Origin of the sequence: Nitratireductor sp. ZSWI3 (assembly GCF_024655565.1) — a bacterium.
Classification (GTDB): domain Bacteria; phylum Pseudomonadota; class Alphaproteobacteria; order Rhizobiales; family Rhizobiaceae; genus Nitratireductor.
The window spans coordinates 1-19,666 of sequence record NZ_JANKOF010000091.1; the positions used below are offsets into that span (position 1 = coordinate 1).

16 protein-coding genes and 1 riboswitch are annotated in these 19,666 nt (G+C 65.6%); of the genes, 11 read left to right on the top strand and 5 right to left on the bottom strand.

Annotated features, from left to right (window positions below):
• Positions 1-355: 355 nt before the first annotated feature.
• A complete protein-coding gene (gene rpmG / locus NUU27_RS20585; protein WP_257764097.1) occupies positions 356-523 on the top strand; it encodes a 50S ribosomal protein L33 in 168 nt (55 codons plus the stop codon).
• Positions 524-1,186: 663 nt separating this feature from the next.
• Here the strand turns inward: rpmG and NUU27_RS20590 are convergent.
• The gene (locus tag NUU27_RS20590; RefSeq protein WP_257764098.1) at positions 1,187-1,558 is read right to left on the bottom strand and encodes a response regulator; all 372 of its coding nucleotides are present in this window, start codon (positions 1,556-1,558) and stop codon (positions 1,187-1,189) included.
• Between the two features lie 235 nt (positions 1,559-1,793).
• On the opposite strand from NUU27_RS20590, the gene NUU27_RS20595 reads away from it, so the two are divergent.
• Positions 1,794-2,078: a DUF3572 domain-containing protein gene (locus NUU27_RS20595; protein ID WP_257764099.1), complete on the top strand. Its 285-nt coding sequence runs from the start codon at positions 1,794-1,796 to the stop codon at positions 2,076-2,078.
• Between the two features lie 22 nt (positions 2,079-2,100).
• The gene (locus tag NUU27_RS20600) at positions 2,101-2,778 is read left to right on the top strand and encodes a hypothetical protein (RefSeq protein WP_257764100.1); all 678 of its coding nucleotides are present in this window, start codon (positions 2,101-2,103) and stop codon (positions 2,776-2,778) included.
• 388 nt (positions 2,779-3,166) lie between these two features.
• Here NUU27_RS20600 and NUU27_RS20605 read toward each other — a convergent pair whose 3' ends face one another.
• Positions 3,167-3,742, bottom strand: coding sequence for an N-acetyltransferase (locus tag NUU27_RS20605; protein WP_257764101.1), 576 nt, complete (start codon positions 3,740-3,742; stop codon positions 3,167-3,169).
• 294 nt (positions 3,743-4,036) lie between these two features.
• Here NUU27_RS20605 and NUU27_RS20610 point away from each other — a divergent pair, with 294 nt between their 5' ends.
• Positions 4,037-5,347: a DNA polymerase IV gene (locus NUU27_RS20610; RefSeq protein WP_257764102.1), complete on the top strand. Its 1,311-nt coding sequence runs from the start codon at positions 4,037-4,039 to the stop codon at positions 5,345-5,347.
• A gap of 11 nt (positions 5,348-5,358) precedes the next feature.
• Here the strand turns inward: NUU27_RS20610 and dnaE are convergent, their stop codons facing one another.
• The 3 genes from dnaE to NUU27_RS20625 all read right to left on the bottom strand — a co-directional run bounded on the left by dnaE (position 5,359) and on the right by NUU27_RS20625 (position 11,694).
• Positions 5,359-8,880: a DNA polymerase III subunit alpha gene (dnaE, locus tag NUU27_RS20615; RefSeq protein WP_257764103.1), complete on the bottom strand. Its 3,522-nt coding sequence runs from the start codon at positions 8,878-8,880 to the stop codon at positions 5,359-5,361.
• Positions 8,881-8,986: 106 nt separating this feature from the next.
• A complete protein-coding gene (locus tag NUU27_RS20620) occupies positions 8,987-9,667 on the bottom strand; it encodes an HAD hydrolase-like protein (protein WP_257764104.1) in 681 nt (226 codons plus the stop codon).
• Positions 9,668-9,681: 14 nt separating this feature from the next.
• On the bottom strand, positions 9,682-11,694 hold the full coding sequence (locus tag NUU27_RS20625; RefSeq protein ID WP_257764105.1) for an acetyl/propionyl/methylcrotonyl-CoA carboxylase subunit alpha: 2,013 nt from the start codon (positions 11,692-11,694) through the stop codon (positions 9,682-9,684).
• 191 nt (positions 11,695-11,885) lie between these two features.
• On the opposite strand from NUU27_RS20625, the gene NUU27_RS20630 reads away from it, so the two are divergent.
• The 7 genes from NUU27_RS20630 (at position 11,886) to gcvP (ending at position 19,572) form a co-directional block, all read left to right on the top strand.
• Positions 11,886-13,013, top strand: coding sequence for an S-(hydroxymethyl)glutathione dehydrogenase/class III alcohol dehydrogenase (locus tag NUU27_RS20630; protein ID WP_257764106.1), 1,128 nt, complete (start codon positions 11,886-11,888; stop codon positions 13,011-13,013).
• A 10-nt stretch (positions 13,014-13,023) separates the two neighbouring features.
• On the top strand, positions 13,024-13,488 hold the full coding sequence (locus NUU27_RS20635; RefSeq protein ID WP_257764108.1) for a YaiI/YqxD family protein: 465 nt from the start codon (positions 13,024-13,026) through the stop codon (positions 13,486-13,488).
• 2 nt (positions 13,489-13,490) lie between these two features.
• The gene (gene fghA, locus NUU27_RS20640; protein ID WP_257764109.1) at positions 13,491-14,330 is read left to right on the top strand and encodes an S-formylglutathione hydrolase; all 840 of its coding nucleotides are present in this window, start codon (positions 13,491-13,493) and stop codon (positions 14,328-14,330) included.
• A 238-nt stretch (positions 14,331-14,568) separates the two neighbouring features.
• A complete protein-coding gene (locus tag NUU27_RS20645; protein ID WP_257764113.1) occupies positions 14,569-14,904 on the top strand; it encodes a helix-turn-helix domain-containing protein in 336 nt (111 codons plus the stop codon).
• Positions 14,905-15,133: 229 nt separating this feature from the next.
• A riboswitch (glycine riboswitch) is annotated at positions 15,134-15,242 on the top strand.
• A gap of 42 nt (positions 15,243-15,284) precedes the next feature.
• On the top strand, positions 15,285-16,388 hold the full coding sequence (gene gcvT, locus NUU27_RS20650; protein ID WP_257764110.1) for a glycine cleavage system aminomethyltransferase GcvT: 1,104 nt from the start codon (positions 15,285-15,287) through the stop codon (positions 16,386-16,388).
• Positions 16,389-16,392: 4 nt separating this feature from the next.
• Positions 16,393-16,761, top strand: a complete 369-nt coding sequence (gene gcvH, locus NUU27_RS20655) for a glycine cleavage system protein GcvH (RefSeq protein WP_257764111.1) — start codon at positions 16,393-16,395, stop codon at positions 16,759-16,761.
• 9 nt (positions 16,762-16,770) lie between these two features.
• The gene (gene gcvP, locus NUU27_RS20660; RefSeq protein WP_257764112.1) at positions 16,771-19,572 is read left to right on the top strand and encodes an aminomethyl-transferring glycine dehydrogenase; all 2,802 of its coding nucleotides are present in this window, start codon (positions 16,771-16,773) and stop codon (positions 19,570-19,572) included.
• Positions 19,573-19,666 lie beyond the last annotated feature (94 nt).

The window sequence follows — 19,666 nt, forward strand, 5'->3', positions numbered from 1 at the left end:
CTGGTGGGCCGATTTTCCCAACAGATGGGCACCATCTGTTGGGAAAATCGGCCCACTAGGCTCGATGCGCCAACAGTCGACGCTCCATCTTTCTGCTTTTCCGCATTTGTGCGGATGTCAGGTGAGTCCACCTGACTGCAGAATGCTATAGGACTTCCAGTCACTGGAAGGTCAAGCGCGGTTCCGGCGGCGCGGCGACAGAAAAATCGGGCGGATTCCGGCGCCGAACGGCATGATCATGGGAACTGGCCTTGACATTCCAGGGGTTCGCTTTATGTGTCCGCCAGACTTTTTGCGCAGGCGGGAGGATTCCTCCGTCGCGCACCCATGAAATCATCAGGAACGGACGACAGCCATGGCCAAGGCCACGACCATCAAGATCAAGCTCCAGTCGACGGCCGACACGGGTTTCTTCTACGTGACGAAGAAAAACAGCCGTACGATGACGGAAAAGATGACGAAGCGTAAATACGATCCCGTCGCCAAGAAGCACGTGGAATTCCGGGAAACGAAGATCAAGTAAGCCGTTTCCCCAAAACTCCTGTTTTCCAGGAGCAATGTCAAACGCCGCCTTCGAGCGGCGTTTTTGTTTGCGCGGATTCCGCATTCCGAAGGGCGTTGCAGTTGCATCGTCGTGCTTTCCGAAAATCAGAACCGATTTTCGGGACGATGAACCAGGAAGATGGAATTGGGGGCCGGTCGGCGAACTGGCAGCGGTACGAGGAGGCCACTGTAAGCCAGCGCCGGCCGGCCTGACCCCACGGACCCAGGAGATGCGGCGGACCTGAGCATCATGGGGTAACGGCAATTCTGCGACGGAAAACAGGGCTTCCGAAGAAACCTCTCATACACCCTGCCCGTCCCGAGGAGGAGACTTGCGCAAGCGCCAAAGAAAATCAACACTTACTTAACCATGCGCGCCAAATCCCCGGCGTTAAGGTAAATAGGACGCCATAGCATTTTGCAGTCAGGTGGACTCACCTGACGTCCGCATAAATGCGGAAAAACAAAGAGATGGAGCGTCAATTGTGCGTCCAAAAGGACGCACGGCGCTCCAGCCGGCCGCGGCAAAGTACGCATAAGGCCGTACCCCATTCGCATTTCGAATGGCCATACGGCTCAAATTGGGGGTCGAATGCGGGTCGGCACGAGCGTCATCGCCGGCCGGTGGCCCGCGGCTGCCGCCTCAGGCGTCGCCGAGGTAGGATTTTATGGTCTCGATGAAGCTCGGCACCGAGATCGGCTTGGAGATATAGGCCTCGCACCCGCCCTGCCTGATGCGTTCCTCGTCGCCCTTCATGGCGAACGCCGTCACGGCGATGACCGGGATCGTGTGCAGGTCGTCGTCCTGCTTCAGCCATTTCGTGACTTCGAGGCCGGAAACCTCCGGCAATTGTATGTCCATCAGGATAAGGTCCGGCCGGTGCTGGCGGGCCAGATCAAGCGCATGCAGGCCGTCGCGCGTGCGCACGGTGTCATAGCCGCTGGCTTCGATGAGATCGCGAAAGAGCTTCATGTTGAGCTCGTTGTCCTCGACGATCATGACCTTTTTTGGCATTCGACCCGTCCCGCTGTGCCGCCCACGCCGGCGCAGGATCTCCCGCCCCCGTCCGGACACGCCCGAGAATACTCGCGCAATCTGATTTATGAGTCGGTAATTATCGCCTTTGAACCGCCGTGTTCAAGCACCGTCTTCTTCGGTTGCCTGCATCGTGCGGTTCTGCGATACCCGACCGCAGGCACGCATCTGCGCGAAACGGGTGCTGAACTGCCGATGCATTGGGAGAACCGCCATGCAACGAGAGGAGGCAGAACGGATCGCCATCGCGGCGTTGTCGTTCATCGCCGCAGACCCGGAACTCCTTCCCCGCTTCCTGGCACTGACGGGCATAGAAGCCGGGCAGATCCGCGAGGCGGCGGCCGAACCGGGATTTCTCGCCGGGGTCCTCGGCTTCGTGCTGGCGCATGAGCCGACTCTCCTGCGTTTTTCGGAAGCGAGCGGCATTGCACCGGCGAGCGTCGCCGCCGCACCGGCCGCCTTGCCGCAGGGCGACACCGCCTACGACATACAACCTTGAGCGAGGCCGCGAAGGTTCCTTCATGAGCGATGATCCCGAGACAGCGCGGCAGATCGCCGAACTGGCGTTGAGTGAGTTACCCTTGCTGGTGCTCGACGTGGACGACGTGATCCTCGAGTTCATCCGGCCGTTCCCGGTCTATCTGCGCTCGCGCGGCTTCGAGCTCAAGTTCGATTCCTTCGCCCTCAACGGAAACATCGCCGATCTGGCCACCGGCGAACGCGTCGACAGGCAGACGGTGTCGCGGCTGGTCGACGGCTTCTTCGAGGTGCAGCACGACTGGCAGGAACTCGCCGAGGATGCGGCCGAAACCATCGCCGGCCTCGCCGAAGCCGCTGAGGTGGTGCTTTTGACGGCGATGCCTCACCGCCACCGCGCAACCCGGCGCGCCCTTCTCGACCGCTTCCAACTGCCCTATCCGCTGGTCACCACGGAACGTGCTAAGGGACCGGCGATCAAGCTGCTGCGCGGCCCGCACCCGCGTCCGGTCGCCTTCGTCGACGACATGTATTACAACCTCGTCTCCGTCCGCGACACGGTGGAGGACGCCCATCTGTTCCACCTGATGGCCGACACCTCCGTCCGCCCGCTGATGCCTCCCCTGCCGGAGGGCATAGTACAGGTCGACCACTGGCGCGAGGCGGGTCCGAAGATCGCCCGCGCACTCGGCATCGCCCCTTCCCGCAATCAGCGGCCCTGAGCGGCCGCCATGCCAGAGCATTTCGAGTCCGGTTGGATCACTTGACGCCTGCATCGATGCGGAAAACAGGTGGAATCATTTGCCTGTCCCGACGCGGAGCGCGGCACCATGCAGTTCGCCGCCCTCTGATCCCCTTCACCCCCGCGCCCATATCGCCTTCAGGCATGGATCCTCGGGTCGGGGTCCGAGGATGACGAAAGACGGGTGGGGGTCGTGCAGGCCACCAGCCTCACCGATGGATACGAATGCCCCGGCAGTTCGTCGCTCTCGGGCCCTGACCGAGGCCCCACGCCTGTCCGCCCGCCGCCCCCTTAGCTTGTCGAAGGGGAGCTGCCGCCGGAGAGCAGCGGGACAACTCCGGCCGACCGGACGCGGAGCGCGGCGCCTCTCAAAGCGCATGGCGCATCAGCGGCCGTCCCGCCTTGCGCTCGGCCACGACCGCGAAGCCTGCCTTCTCGAAGACGCGCGTCGAGCCGACATAAAGGCCGATCGACCGCGAATCCTTCGACAGCGTCATGGGGCACGCCTCGAGCAACCGGGCGCCGTTCTCGCGCGCATGGGCAATGCCCGCCGCCACGAGACGGTGCGTCAGGCCCTGCCGGCGTGCCGAGGAGCGCAGGAAGAAGCACGAGATCGCCCACACGCCCGGATCGTCCTGCGGGCCGTCCTCCAAAGCGGCCGAAACCCGCCCCTTGTTGTTCCATTCAGGAACGTCGGCGCGCGGGCCGATCTGCATCCAGCCATCGGCGCGCATGCCGTCGAGGGCGAGCAGGCCCGGCGGCGGGCCCGCCTCGATGCGCGCCCTGATGTGGTCCTTGTTGCGCTCGCGGTCGTTCTGACGCCGGATCGCCGGCGCAAGCCGGTAATGGGTGCACCAGCAGCCGTAGCAAGCCCCCTGCCTGCCAAACAGATCCTCGAATGCCGGCCACAACTCCGCCGTCAGAGGAACGATCTTATGCTCCACCAAGCCTCCTATGCCGGGGCGCCGAACGCGGTTTGACACGGCGCCGATCCCCCGCTCCATCTTGCTTCGCAAGCTGCCTCTCTCCCTGCCGGAAGAGAGGAAGGTGCCAAGCGGCCCGCCTGGCGCCTCCTCTCCTCCGCCGAACGGGGAAAGGTGGCCGCCAGGCAGTCGGCGCAGGGTCGACGCGATGTCCGTTGACCTCAGTTCGTCGCCCAGCCTCCTATGCACCGCGACTTGTGCCGCGATGGCTCTTCCGGTATCATGCGTGTTCACTTTATGTTCACATAAGCAGCCATGACTGTCAACGTTCTCACGCATGGCTTTTGCCGCGATTGCCTCACCCCCGCAGGAGCCGGCGATCGCCGCTGCCGCGCCTGCGGCAGCCCCCGCGTCCTGCGCCATCCGGAGCTCGTCGAACTCAGTCTCGCGCACATCGATTGCGATGCGTTCTACGCCGCGGTGGAAAAGCGCGACAATCCCGAACTGCGCGACAAGCCGGTCATCGTCGGCGGGGGCAAGCGTGGCGTCGTCTCGACCGCCTGCTACATCGCCCGCATCCATGGTGTCCGCTCGGCCATGCCCATGTTCAAGGCGCTCGATGCCTGTCCGCACGCCGTCGTCGTGAAGCCCGACATGGAGAAATACGTTCGCGTCGGGCGGCAGGTGCGCGAGATGATGCAGGCGCTGACGCCGATGGTGGAGCCGCTCTCCATCGACGAGGCCTTCCTGGACCTGTCCGGCACCGAAAGGCTGCATGGCGCGCCGCCGGCCCTGGTGCTGGCCCGCTTCGCCCGCCAGGTGGAGCAGGAAATCGGCATCACCGTCTCGGTGGGCCTGTCCTATTGCAAGTTCCTGGCGAAGGTCGCCTCCGACATGAACAAGCCGCGCGGGTTCTCCGTCATCGGCAAGGCGGAGGCGTTCGCGTTTTTGAGCGGGCAGCCGGTGACGCTCATCTGGGGCGTCGGCAAGGCCTTTGCCGCCACGCTCGCCGCCGACGGCCTGCGCAGCATCGGCCAGTTGCAGACCCTGGAGCGCAACGAGCTGATGCGCCGCTACGGAACGATGGGCGACCGCCTCTACCACCTTTCGCGAGGCCTCGACGAGCGGACGGTGAAGCCGCGCAGCGAGGCGAAAAGCGTTTCCTCCGAGACCACCTTCGACACGGACCTCGCCGGCCTCGATGACCTCGTGCCGGTGCTGCGGGCGCTTTCCGAACGCGTGTCGGCGCGCCTGAAGAAGGCCGACATTGCCGGTCGCACCGTGGTCCTGAAGCTGAAGACAGCGGATTTCCGCATTCGCACGCGCAACCGGCAGCTCGGCGATCCGACCCGGCTTGCCGATCGCATTTTTCACACCGGGCTCGAGATGCTGAAGCGCGAAGCCGACGGCACGCGCTTCCGCCTGCTCGGCATCGGTGTCAGCGACCTGACGGATGCCGGCAAGGCCGATCCGCCGGACCTGGTGGACCGCCTGTCGCACAAGCGGGCGCTGGCCGAAGGCGCGATCGACAGCCTTCGCGAAAAGTTCGGCAAGCAAGCGGTGGAGACGGGCTACACCTTCGGCCGCGGACGCACCGGCCGTCCGCCGCGAGAGAGCGATGGCTAGCGCGGCAGGCCTCAGACGACTTCCACATCCACCACGCCCGGCACGGCGCGCATGGCGGCGGCGATCTGCGGCGAGATGCGGTAGCGGTCGGGCAGTCCGACCTCGATCTCTCCCTGTCCGCCTTCCTTGATGACGACGAGGCTCACCTGTGCATCGCCGCGCTGCTTCAGTTGCGAGGAGATCGCGGCGAGCGGTCCCGGATCGCGCAGGTAGACGCGCAGCGCCTTCTGCATCCGCGAAGCTTCCTCCTCCAGCGACTGCACCGTCTGGATGCGCAGATTGACGCCCTCGGGCCTGTCTTCCGCCCCCACCATGATGACGACCGACGAGCCCGGTTCGAGCAGGTCGCGATACTGGGCGAGAGCCTCCGAAAAGAGCACGGCCTCATATTGTCCGGTGGCGTCGGAGAGCTGGATGATGCCCATCTTGTTCCCGGTGCGGGTGCGCCGTTCCTGCTTCGAGGTGACGGTGCCGGCAAGGCGCCCCGCGGAGGCCCCGCGCTTGACGGCAGCCTGGAACTCGTTCCAGCCCTGCACGCGCATCTTGGCCAGCGTCTCGGCATATTCGTCGAGCGGGTGGGCGGACAGATAGCAGCCCACCACCTGAAACTCGCGGTGCAGCTTGTCGGCGGCGGTCCACGGCTCGGCGGCGGGAAGATGCAGCTTCTGCGGCTCGCCGCCGCCGGAAAGGCCGAAAATGTCGCCCTGCCCCATGGCCGCGTCCTCGGCGGCGCGCGCGGCCATGCCCATCAACCGATCCATGCCGGCAAAGAGCGCCGACCGCTCCAGCCCGAAGCAATCGAAAGCGCCGGCCTGGATCAGGCTTTCCAGAACACGCTTGCCGACGATCTTCGGGTCGATGCGGGCACAGAAATCCTCGAGGCTCTCGAAGGGCTTCTCCTTGCGCTTTTCGACGATGTGCTCCACCGCCGCATCGCCGACGCCCTTGATGGCGGCAAGCGAATAGAAGATACGGTTCTCGCCCACCTCGAAATTGCGGTAGGAGGTCATGACCGATGGCGACACGACCTCTATGCCGAGCCGCATGGCATCGCGGCGGAAATCGTTGAGCTTGTCGGTGTTGGCCATATCGTAGGTCATCGACGCGGCCAGGAACTCGACCGGGTAATGCGCCTTCAGATAGGCCGTCTGGTAGGAGACGATCGCGTAGGCGGCGGCGTGCGACTTGTTGAAGCCGTAGTCGGCGAACTTCGCCAGAAGGTCGAAGATGAAGTTCGCCTGCGGCTTGGCTACGCCGCGCTCGGTCGCCCCCTTCACGAAGATGCCGCGCTGCTTTTCCATCTCGGCGCGGATCTTCTTGCCCATGGCGCGGCGCAGGAGATCGGCCTGTCCGAGCGTATAGCCGGCCAGTTCCTGCGCGATCTGCATGACCTGCTCCTGATAGACGATGACGCCCTGCGTCTCCTTCACCAGATGGTCGATCTTCGGATGGATCGAGGCGATCTCCTCCTCGCCGTGCTTGCGCGCATTGTAGGTGGGGATGTTCTCCATCGGGCCCGGCCGGTAGAGCGCCACCAGCGCGATGATGTCCTCGATGCAGTCGGGCTTCATGCCGATCAGCGCCTTGCGCATGCCCGCGCTTTCCACCTGGAACACGCCGACCGTCTCGCCGCGCGACAGCATCTGGTACGTCTCGGCATCGTCGAGCGGGATGCGCGCGAGATCGATGTCGATGCCGCGCCGGGCGATCAGCGTGACCGCCGTCTTCAGCACCGTCAGCGTCTTCAGGCCGAGGAAGTCGAACTTCACGAGGCCGGCCTGCTCCACCCACTTCATGTTGAACTGGGTCACCGGCATGTCGGAGCGCGGATCGCGATACATCGGCACCAGCTCGGAGAGCGGGCGGTCGCCGATCACGATGCCGGCCGCGTGGGTCGAGGCGTGGCGAAAGAGCCCTTCGAGCTTCTGCGCAATCTCCAGCAATGTGCCGACGATCGGCTCCTTCTCGACCTCCTCGGCAAAACGCGGCTCGTCCTCGATGGCCTTGGGCAGCGGCGTCGGATTTGCCGGGTTGGACGGCACCATCTTGCAGAGCCGGTCGACCTGGCCGTAGGGCATCTGCAGCACGCGCCCTACGTCGCGCAGCACGGCGCGCGCCTGCAGCGTTCCGAAGGTGATGATCTGCCCCACCTGGTCACGGCCGTATTTGCCCTGCACGTAGCGGATCACCTCTTCGCGGCGATCCTGACAGAAGTCGATGTCGAAGTCGGGCATCGACACGCGGTCGGGATTGAGGAAGCGCTCGAACAGCAGCGAGAAGCGCAGCGGGTCGACGTCGGTGATGGTCAGCGCATAGGCGACCAGGGAGCCGGCGCCCGAACCGCGCCCCGGCCCGACCGGGATGTCCTGCGCCTTGGCCCATTTGATGAAGTCCGAAACGATCAGGAAGTAGCCCGGAAACTTCATGCGCTCGATGACGCCGAGCTCATATTCCAGGCGCTCGGAATAGGCCTCCCGCGTGTAGCCCTCGGCCATGCCGAGCGCGGCGATGCGCTCCTCCAGGCCTTCGCGGGCCTGCCTGCGCAGCTCGTCGGCCTCCGCCTTGAGGGCGGTCTCGGCGTCGGCAGCCTCGCTCCCGGTGAAGCGCGGCAGGATGGGCGGATGGGTTTTGGGGAAATAGGAACAGCGGCGCGCGATCTCGATCGTGTTGTCGATCGCTTCCGGCAGGTCGGCGAACAGCCGCGCCATTTCCACCTGCGGCCGCAGATAATTGTCCGGTGTCAGGCGCCGCCGCTCGTCGACGGCGATCACGGTTCCCTCGGCGATCGCCACCAGCGCGTCGTGTGCCTCGAAGTCGTCGCGGACGGGAAAGAACGCCTCGTTGGTGGCAACGAGCGGCAGTTCGTGCCGATAGGCGAGATCGATGCTCGCCGCCTCGACTGCCCTGTCATAACCTTCGAGCCGCTCGAGCTCCACGTAGAGCCGGTTGCCGAAAACCTCCTTGAGGAACAGAAGCCGCGCCTCGGCGATCTCGGGCCGCTCGGCTTTCAGCGCAGCGCCGATCGGCCCCCGCGGGCCGCCCGTCAGGCAGATGATGCCGCTGCCCCCTTCGACCAGCCACTCGGACAGTATGTGCGTTTCGGCACCCGGTTCGTTTTCCAGATAGGCGCGACTGACGAGACGCACCAGATTGGCATAGCCCTCTTCCGTCGCCGCCAGCAGCACCAGGGGTTCGTGCTGCGGCCCCAGCCTGCGGCCGTTGCCGCGCCGCGCCTCGGTCAAGGCATCCTCGAAGGCGCAGGCGAGCTGGCACCCGACGATGGGCTGCAGCCCCTCCTTGGTTGCCTTCTGGGCGAATTCCAGAGCACCGAACAGATTGTTCGTGTCGGTGACGGCGATGGCCGGCGCCTCGTCCTTCAGCGCCAAGCCGATGATCTTGCCGAGCTGCAAGGCGCCTTCGAGAAGCGAATAGGCCGAATGCACGCGCAGGTGCACGAACGGCCGTTCCGGCCGCATCTTCTCGCGCTCTGCCGCCACGAAGATCGGGTCGCGCGATCGCCTGTCACTCGCCATGCTGTGCCACTGCTCTGGTTGGGAGACTCACCGTCTCATTGTTTCGCATCGCCCGCAATCTGTCGATCCGGTGGGGCGGTTTGTCCTGACGGACGGAAACCGTCTGTCAGGATCGCACCATCAGGGCGTCATCGATCGCGGCGGCAAGCGCCGCCGGCGTCTCGCAGATGCCGACCGCCCCGGCCTGCACCAGCTCGGCGCGATCGCCGAAACCCCACAGGACCCCGATGGTCGGAACATCGTTCGCCTTTGCCCCGTGCACGTCGTGATGGCGGTCGCCGATCATCACCGCACCTGCCGCCTCGATCGGCTCGACCGAGAGGATATGCTCGATCAGATGGGCTTTGTCGGCGCGCGTCCCGTCCGCCGCCGAACCGTGTATGGCGTCGAAAAAGCGTGTCAGATCGAAATGATCGAGGATGTCGCGGCTGTAGGTTTCGAGCTTGGACGTGGCGAGCGACAGGAAATAACCGGCGTCGATGCATCGCGCCAGCACCTCGGTCACGCCCGGTATGAGCACGTTCTCGAACTTGCCGGCCTGCGAGTACCGGTCCCGGTAATGGCCCACCGCCTCCCAGATGCGGACCTCGTCGTCCGTCTCCAGGAGCTGCGCGAACGTCACCTGCAGCGGCGGACCGATATGGGCGCGCAAGGCATCCGCCTCGGGAGCCGCGCGGCCCATCTTCTCCATCGCATGGCGGATGCAGTTGGTGATGCCGACAAACGGATCCGTCAACGTTCCGTCGAGATCGAAAAGGACGGCGGCCCGTCGGTCGTCCGGTATCATTGCCTCGTTCTCCTTCAGTCGAATTCCATGATGACGGCGTCGACGGCCAGACTGTCGCCCGGCGCGGCATTGATCCTGGCGACCGTGCAGTCGCGCTCGGCACGCAGCACGTTCTCCATCTTCATCGCCTCGACGACCGCCAGCACTTCCCCGGCCTTGACCTCCTGCCCCTCAGCAACGGCGATGGAGACCACCAGCCCCGGCATAGGGCACAGCAGCAGCCTTGAGGTGTCCGGCGCCGTGCGCACCGGCATCAGCCTGTCGAGTTCAGCCGTGCGTGGCAGCATCACGCGCGCCGTGGCCGAGACGCCTCGCCAGGCAAGCCTGACGCCGTTCAGCACCGGCCTGACCTGGACCGACACGGACCGGCCGCCGACCTGCCCCTGCCAGAGCGCATCGCCGGGCCGCCAGGAGGAGGAGACCGTGACGGCCTGCCCGTCCTCGATGCGCACATCCATTTCGAGCGGGATGGAAATCATGCCCTCGACCACGCTCGCCGTCAGGTAATCGTCGTCGAGGCGCACCACCCAGTCCCGTTTCAGCTCGCCCGAATGCGGCGCGAGCCTTCCTGTCAGGCGGTCCAGCCGGTCGCGTCTCAGGAGTTCGACCGCGAGCGCCACCGCGCTCAGCACCGAGCGTTCTTCCCTGGCAGGCGCCGGCGGCGCAAAGCCATCCGGAAACTCCTCCGCGATGAAGCCGGTCGACAGCCTGCCCTCGCGCCAGCGCGGATGGCTCATGAGCGCGGTGAGAAAGGGGATGTTGTGCTCGATGCCGTCGATGACGAAGCGATCCAGCGCCTCGCTCATCGCATCGATCGCTTCAAGCCGGCTCGGAGCCCAGGTGCAGAGCTTGGCGATCATCGGGTCGTAGAACATCGATATCTCCGATCCCTCGGTGACGCCCGTGTCGTTGCGCAGGAGCGCTTCGCCAAGGCGCGCCTCCTCGGGCGGGCGATAACGCGTCAGCCGGCCGATCGACGGCAGGAAGTTGCGCACCGGATCTTCGGCATAAAGGCGGCTTTCAACGGCCCAGCCCTCGAGCTTCACATCCGCCTGGGCGAGCGCCAGCTTCTCGCCGGCAGCGATCCGAATCATCTGCTCGACCAGATCGATGCCCGTGACCAGCTCCGTCACGGGATGCTCCACCTGCAGCCGTGTGTTCATCTCCAGGAAGAAGAAGTTCCGGTCCTTGTCGACGATGAACTCGACCGTGCCGGCGCTTTGATAGTCGACGGCTTTTGCCAGTGCCACGGCCTGGGCGCCCATGGCCTCACGCGTCTGCGCATCGAGAAAGGGCGATGGAGCCTCCTCCACCACCTTCTGATTGCGCCGCTGGATGGAGCATTCGCGCTCCCCCAGATGGATGCAGTTGCCGTGCCCGTCGGCCAGCACCTGGATTTCGATGTGGCGCGGCTCCTCGACGAACTTTTCGACGAAGATGCGGTCGTCGCCGAAGGAAGATGCGGCTTCCGATCTCGAGCGCTCGAAACCCTCGCGCGCCTCTGCCTCGTTCCAGGCGATGCGCATGCCCTTGCCGCCGCCGCCGGCCGATGCCTTGATCATCACCGGGTAGCCGATTTCGGATGCGATTTCAGCGGCATGATCGGCGTTCTCGATCAGCCCCATGAAGCCAGGAACCGTCGACACACCGGCTTCAGCGGCGATCTTCTTGGAGGTGATCTTGTCCCCCATCGCCTGGATGGCCTTCACCTTGGGACCGATGAAGATGATCCCCTCCGCCTCGAGCTTCTCGCAGAAGCCGGCATTCTCCGACAGGAAGCCGTAGCCCGGATGGACCGCTTCCGCGCCCGTTGCCTTGCAGGCGGCGATGATCCTGTCGGCGACCAGGTAGCTCTGGCCGGCGGGAGACGGCCCGATGTGCACCGCCTCGTCGGCCATGTCCACGTGAACGGCATCCGCGTCGGCATCGGAATAGACGGCGACGGTGGCGATGCCCATCTTGCGCGCGGTCTTGATCACGCGGCAGGCGATTTCACCGCGATTGGCGATGAGGATCTTCTTGAACATGGACGGCGTTTCCCCGGACGGCATTTTTTTCTGTTCTATGGGTTTGCCCGCGGCGGCTCAAGCGCTTCGCATGCCTGTCCAACGCGAAGCGGCTTTGTCCGATTGCGTCATCCACCGTCCGCAATGGGCTTGCAGCCCCTAGCAATTCCTGAAACCTTCGGCGCAGAATCTGGAGTTGCAGGAGAAAATCCATGAAAACCCGCGCCGCTGTCGCCGTTCAGGCTGGAAAACCCCTCGAAATCATGGAGGTCGATCTGGAGGGCCCGCGCGCCGGCGAGGTCCTCGTCGAGATCAAGGCGACCGGCATCTGCCACACCGACGAGTTCACCCTGTCGGGCGCCGATCCGGAGGGGCTGTTCCCGGCGATCCTCGGCCATGAGGGCGCCGGCGTGGTGGTCGACGTCGGCCCGGGCGTGACGAGCCTCAGGAAGGGCGATCACGTCATCCCGCTCTACACGCCCGAATGCCGCCAATGCCCCTCCTGCCTGTCGCGCAAGACCAATCTGTGCACGGCCATCCGGTCCACCCAGGGCCAGGGCCTGATGCCGGACGGCACCAGCCGCTTCTCGCTGAACGGCGAGAAGCTGCACCACTATATGGGCTGCTCGACCTTCTCCAACTTCACGGTCCTGCCGGAGATCGCGGTCGCCAAGGTCGATCCCGACGCTCCCTTCGACAAGATCTGCTACATCGGCTGTGGCGTGACGACGGGCATCGGCGCCGTGATCAACACGGCCAAGGTCGAGGAAGGTTCGACGGCGATCGTGTTCGGCCTGGGCGGCATCGGCCTCAACGTCATCCAGGGCCTTCGGCTGGCCGGCGCCGACATGATCATCGGCGTCGACCTGAACAACTCCAAGAAGGAGTGGGGCGAGAAATTCGGCATGACCCATTTCGTCAATCCGAAGGAGGTGGGTGGCGACCTGGTGCCCTATCTCGTCGACCTGACGAAGCGCGGCGCCGACCAGATCGGTGGCGCCGACTACACCTTCGACTGCACGGGCAACACCACCGTGATGCGCCAGGCGCTGGAAAGCGCCCATCGCGGCTGGGGCGAATCGATCGTCATCGGTGTCGCTGGCGCCGGTCAGGAGATCTCCACGCGCCCCTTCCAGCTCGTCACCGGCCGCGTCTGGAAAGGCACCGCCTTCGGCGGCGCACGCGGCCGCACCGACGTGCCGAAGATCGTCGACTGGTACATGGCCGGCAAGATCGACATCGACCCGATGATCACCCACACGCTCTCGCTAGACGAGATCAACAAGGGCTTCGACCTGATGCACGCGGGCGAATCGATCCGCTCCGTGGTGGTCTACTGAGGCTGTCGCCTTGCCCGCCATCTACGTGGATGCCGATGCCTGCCCGGTGAAGGCTGAGGTGGTGAAGGTGGCCGAGCGACACGACCTGCCGGTCACCTTCGTCGCCAATGGCGGCCTGCGCCCCTCGCGCGACCCGATGATCCGCAACGTCGTCGTGCCGGGCAGTTTCGACGCCGCCGACGACTGGATCGTGGAAAACGCCGAGAGCGGCGACATCGCCATCACCGCCGATGTGCCTCTGGCCGCGCGGCTGGTGGAAAAGGGCGTCCTGACGCTGGGGCCGACTGGCCGGCCCTTCACGCCTCAAACCATCGGCATGGCCGTTGCCATGCGCAACCTGAAGCAGGACCTGCGCGAGGCTGGCGAGATCAAGGGCTACAACCCGGGCTTCACGCCCAAGGATCGCTCCGCCTTCCTGCAGGCGCTCGACCAGACGGTGCGCCGCGCGCTGCGCGCCAACCAGGGAAATCAGTGACCATGAAAACCGTTACCACCGCGACATCCCATGGCGGGACGCAGGGCGTCTACACCCACGCTTCCACCGCCTGCCGATGCGACATGACCTTCGCCGTCTTCGTGCCGCCGCAGGCCAAGGACGGCCCCTGCCCTGTTCTGTGGTATCTCTCCGGCCTCACCTGCACCCATGCCAACGTCATGGACAAGGGCGAGTATCGCCGCATGGCGGCGCAGCTCGGGCTGATCGTCGTCTGCCCCGATACGAGCCCGCGCGGCGAGGACGTTCCCGACGAAGCTGGCAACTGGCAGTTCGGCAAGGGCGCCGGCTTCTATCTCGACGCCACGCAAGCACCGTTTTCCCGGAACTACCGCATGTGGTCCTATGTCACCGAGGAATTGCCGGCCCTGATTGCCGAAAACTTTCCGGCCGACATGAGCCGGCAGGGCATCTTCGGCCATTCCATGGGCGGCCACGGCGCGCTCACCATCGCGCTCCGCCATCCGACGCGGTTCCGCAGTTGCTCGGCCTTTGCGCCGATCGTCGAGCCGACCACGGCCGGCTGGTCGAAACCGGCTTTCGAAAAATACCTGGCCGCGGACGAAGCGGCCTGGCGCCGCCACGATGCCTGCGCGCTTCTCGAAGACGGGCATCGATTCGACGCGTTCCTGATCGATCAGGGAACCGCCGATCCGTTCCTCGACGAGGGTCTGCGCCCCTGGCTCTTCGAGGAGGCATGCCGAAAGGCGGGCGTTCCCCTGACGCTCCACATGCGCGAGGGCTACGACCATTCCTACTTCTTCATCTCCACCTTCATGGACGACCATCTTGCCTGGCACGCGGCCCGGCTTGCCAAGGGCTGATGGTAGCGAAAGGAACAGAATCATTTTGACAGGATTTCAATACAACCTCCTGACAAACATATGTTTTCCGCACCCGTAACTGGACGCATCTGCGGCAAACTTGTGATTCCCCGCCGCTTCCTGCATGCTCCGTCGAACCACCCCGGCCACGATGCCGGCTCAATTCAACAGGACCTGGAGGTGCCAACCGGTGCATGACACCGCGCATATTTATTCCGACGCTCCCGACCGCGACACGATGGGTGGGCGGCTGTCGCGCGCCCGCGACGCGGCCGGCCTCAGCGTATCCGAACTCGCACGCCGCCTCGGCGTCAAATCGACCACCATCCAGGCCTGGGAAAGCGACCGCTCGCAGCCGCGCGCCAATCGCCTCGCCATGCTCGCCGGCGTCCTCAATGTGAGCCTGTCCTGGCTCCTGCACGGTGTCGGCACCTCCCCCGCCGACGAGAGCCGTTCCGAGCTCGTCAACGCGGTATCGGCCAACCTGAAGCGCATTCGCCGCCTTCAGGAAGAGACGAACCGGCTGGTCGCCCAGATCGAAAGCGATCTGCTGCGCGCCTCCGAGGGCCATTGATCCTTCCTGCTCCAAAAGGCCCGCCCGAAAGGATCGTGCACGAAAACCGTTGATCGTACCGCCGGGCCGCTTGACGGCAGGTGACAAAGCCTCGCGCCTGCGCTAGTTTCCCGACCGTCCAGGGCGCAAGCCCTGCCGGCCAGCGGGAGAGAGCCGAACTGGAGCGATCCAGCGAGGACGCCGAAGGGGAAACGCCCGAAATCTCTCAGGCAAAAGAACCGTCGGCCGGTCAAGACACTCTGGAAAGTCGGGGCATCCTGCCCCGCGCCGAAGGTGTAAGCGTAGCCGACAGAGTTCCGGCTGCGCGAGTCTCTCAGGCTTCCGACAGAGGGGCACGAACATGCCGTGAGCAACGGCATGCGTGCAGCTTTGGAGGAACGATGAGCGACACTGCCACTTTGAAACATCTGCCCCTTGAGGCGCTTCATGAAGAGGCTGGTGCCCGGTTCGGCGCGTTTGCCGGCTGGCGCATGCCGCTGACCTATCCGGCCGGCGTGATGAAGGAGCATCTTCACACCCGCGGAAGCGCCGGTCTTTTCGACATCTCCCACATGCAGCTTTTCGAGGTCGAGGGCGCCGGCGCGGCCGCCTTCCTCTCGCGCGCCTGCCCGCTCGACGCGGAGGCGCTGGATCAGGACCGCTCGAAATATACTGTCCTTCTCAACGAGAGCGCCGGCATCATCGACGATCTCATCGTCACACGGCTGGGGCCGCAACGCTTCATGGTGGTGGCGAATGCCGGCAACGCGGCGAAGGACGAGGCGCATCTGCGCGCCCTGGCCAAGGATTTCGACGTCAGCCTGACTGCGCTCGAACGCGTGCTGCTGGCGCTTCAGGGCCCGGATGCGGAGGCGGTTCTCATCGCCGCCGGCCTCGACCTCAGCGATCTCACCTTCATGACCGGCACCGAGCCCGCGCCGGGCTGGTTTGCCGCCCGCTCGGGCTATACGGGCGAAGACGGATTCGAGGTGGCCCTGCCGGTCGGCGAGGCGGAGCGCTTCGCCCGTAGCCTGCTCGACGACGAGCGCGTCCAGTGGATCGGCCTTGCCGCCCGCGACAGCCTGAGGCTGGAGGCAGGCCTTTGCCTGCACGGTCAGGACCTCGACGAGGCGACCGATCCGGCGAGCGCCGCCATTCTGTGGGCCGTGCCCAAGGCGCTGCGCGAGCGGGGAGCCTTCGTCGGCGCCGCCGCGCTTCAGGCCATCATCGCCGCCGGCGCGGCGCAAAAGCGCGTCGGGCTGAAGCCCGAGGGCCGTCAGCCCGTCCGCGCCGGCGCCCCGATCCTCGATGACGCCGGCAAGACCGTCGGCCACGTGACTTCGGGTGGTTTCGGCCCGTCCGTCGGGCATCCTGTGGCCATGGGCTATGTGGCCAGGGCACTCAGCGAGCCCGGCACCCGCCTTTTCACCGAAGTGCGCGGCAACCGCATCGCGCTCGACGTCCATCCCCTGCCCTTTACGCCGCAGCGCTATCACAAAGGATAAAACAATGACCAAAACCTATTTCACCGAGGATCACGAGTGGATCAAAGTCGAAGGCGGCGTCGCCACCGTCGGCATCACCGACTACGCGCAGGAGCAGCTCGGCGATCTGGTCTTCGTCGAACTGCCTGAGGCCGGAAAGGCGCTCGCCAAGGGCGACACGGCCGTGGTCGTCGAATCCGTCAAGGCCGCATCCGACGTCTATGCCCCCGTCGACGGCGAGATCACCGCGGTGAACGAAGCGCTTGCCGGCGATCCTTCCCTGGTCAACTCCGCCCCCGCCGGCGACGGCTGGCTGTGGAAGATGACGCTTGCCGACGAAAGCCAGCTCGAAGGCCTGATGGACGAAGCCGCCTATCAGGCTTCGATCGCCTGAGGAGCGACCATGCCCGAATCAATCGCGCCCTTCACCGCACGCCACATCGGCCCGCGTGCCGACGAAACCAAGTCCATGCTGGCGGCGCTCGGCGTCCCCTCGCTGGAGACGCTGATCACGCAGGCTGTGCCGAAATCCATCCGCCTCGATCGTCCGCTCGATCTGCCCGCCGCGGCGAGCGAGGCGGAAGCGCTCAGCGAGCTCAGCACGGTCATGCGGCAGAACAAGGTGCTGAAGAGCTTCATCGGCACCGGTTATCACGGCGTCCACGTGCCACCGGTGATCCAGCGCAACCTGTTCGAAAATCCGGCCTGGTACACGGCCTACACGCCCTATCAGTCGGAGATCAGCCAGGGGCGTCTGGAAATGCTGTTCCATTTCCAGACGCTGGTGACCGAGCTCACCGGCCTGCCGGTCGCCTCCGCCTCGCTGCTCGACGAGGGTTCGGCGGTGGCGGAGGCCGTCGGCATCGCCTGGCGGCACCACCGCTCGAAGCGCCACAAGCTCGCCATCGCAGGCGCTCTTCATCCGCAAACCCTCGATGTGGTGACGACACGCGCCGAGCCGCTCGGCATCGTGGTCGACGGCGACACGGTGGATGACGACACCTTCGCGCTGATCGTTCCCTGGGCGGACACCTACGGGGTCTACGGCGACCACGGCGCGCTGATCAGGCAAGCCCAGGCCAAGGATGCGATCGTCGTCTTCGTCGCCGATCCGCTCGGCCTCCTGCTGAGCAAGGCTCCGGCCGATCTCGGCGCCGAGATTGCCGTCGGCTCGATGCAGCGCTACGGCGTGCCCATGGGCTTCGGCGGTCCGCATGCCGCCTACTGCGCCGTCTCCGACCGGCTGACGCGTCTTATGCCCGGCCGCCTGGTCGGCCAGTCGATCGATGCCCATGGTCGTCCCGGCTATCGCCTCGCCCTGCAGACCCGCGAGCAGCACATCCGCCGCGACAAGGCCACCTCCAACATCTGCACCGCCCAGGCGCTGCTCGCCAACATGGCCGCCGCCTATGCGGTGTGGCACGGCCCCGAGGGGCTGACCGGCATCGCCATGAAGGTGCACGGCCTCGCCGCCCGCTTCCACGCAGGGCTGAAGGCTGCCGGCGTGACGCCGGCCGGCGATGCGCTGTTCGACACGGTGACGGTCACCGTTCCCGGCAAGGCGAACCAGATCGCGGCCGAGGCCGAAAAGGACGGCCGCCTGCTGCGCGTGATCGACGCCGACCGCCTCGGCATCACCTTCGACGAGACAGCGACGGAGGCCGACCTTGCCGCACTGTCGGCGCTGTTCGGCGCGTCCGCGCCGGCAGAGGCACAGGCGCTCGCTCCTGCCGGGCCTCGGGGAAAGTCGTTCCTGACCCAGCCCGATTTCCATGCGCATCGCTCGGAGACCGAGATGATGCGGTTCCTGCGTCGGCTGGCCGACAAGGACCTGGCGCTCGACCGGGCGATGATCCCGCTCGGCTCCTGCACCATGAAGCTGAACGCCGCCGCCGAGATGATGCCGGTGAGCTGGAACGACGTGGGCAATCTGCACCCCTTCGCGCCCGCCGCGCGCACTGCCGGCTACCGCCGCATGATCGACGATCTCGACCGCTGGCTCTCGCAGATCACCGGATTTGACGCCGTCTCCCTGCAGCCCAATGCCGGCAGCCAGGGCGAGTATGCCGGCCTTTTGGCGATCCGCCGGTATCACGCCGAACGCGGCGAAGGCGGACGCGACATCTGCCTGATCCCCTCCTCCGCGCATGGCACCAATCCGGCATCGGCCTCCATGGCCGGCATGCGCGTCGTGGTGGTGCGCTGCACGGAAAACGGCGACATCGATCAGGATGACCTGAAGGCAAAAGCCGCCGAGCATGCCGGGCAGCTCACCGCGCTGATGCTCACCTATCCCTCGACGCACGGCGTGTTCGAGGAAGGCGTGCGCGACATGTGCGCGCTGATCCATGAGCACGGCGGTCAGGTGTATTTCGACGGGGCCAATCTGAACGCCCTGGTCGGCCTCGCCCGCCCGGGCGATCTCGGTGCAGACGTCTGCCACATGAATCTGCACAAGACCTTCTGCATCCCGCATGGCGGCGGCGGCCCGGGTGTCGGGCCGATCGGCGTCAAGGCGCATCTGAAGCCGTTCCTGCCGGGTCATGTGGGGCTCGGTTCGAGCCATGCGGTAGCGGCCGCGCCCTTCGGCAGCGCGTCGATCCTGCCCATCACCTGGATGTATATCCGCATGATGGGCGGTGCCGGCCTGAAGCTGGCGACGGAGATGGCGATCCTCAACGCCAACTACATCGCCCACCGCCTCAAGGCGCATTATCCCGTGCTCTACAAGGGCCGCAACGACCGCGTCGCGCATGAGTGCATCCTTGACACCCGCATCCTCAAGGAGAGCGCCGGCGTCACGGTCGAGGACATCGCCAAGCGGCTCATCGACTATGGCTTCCATGCCCCCACCATGAGCTGGCCGGTGGCCGGCACACTGATGGTCGAGCCGACGGAATCCGAGCCGAAGGAGGAGCTGGACCGCTTCTGCGAGGCGATGATCTCCATCGCCGGCGAGGCGGCACGCGTCGAGAAAGGCGAATGGCCGAAAGACGACAATCCGCTCGCCAATGCGCCGCACACGGCGTCCGAACTGATGGCCGACGGCTGGACGCACCCCTATACGCGAACGGAAGCAGCCTTTCCCGCCGGCTCGCTCGACGCGGCGTCGAAATACTGGCCGCCGGTCTCGCGCATCGACAATGTGGCGGGCGACCGCAACCTGGTCTGCTCCTGCCCGCCCATCGAGGCGCTGGCGAGCTGAGCGCACCACAGCGCCAGGGCGGGATGAGGAAAAGTGTGAAACGCTTTTCCACCCGCATCGCGATCTTACGGGCCGCGGCGGACCTTCGCCGCGG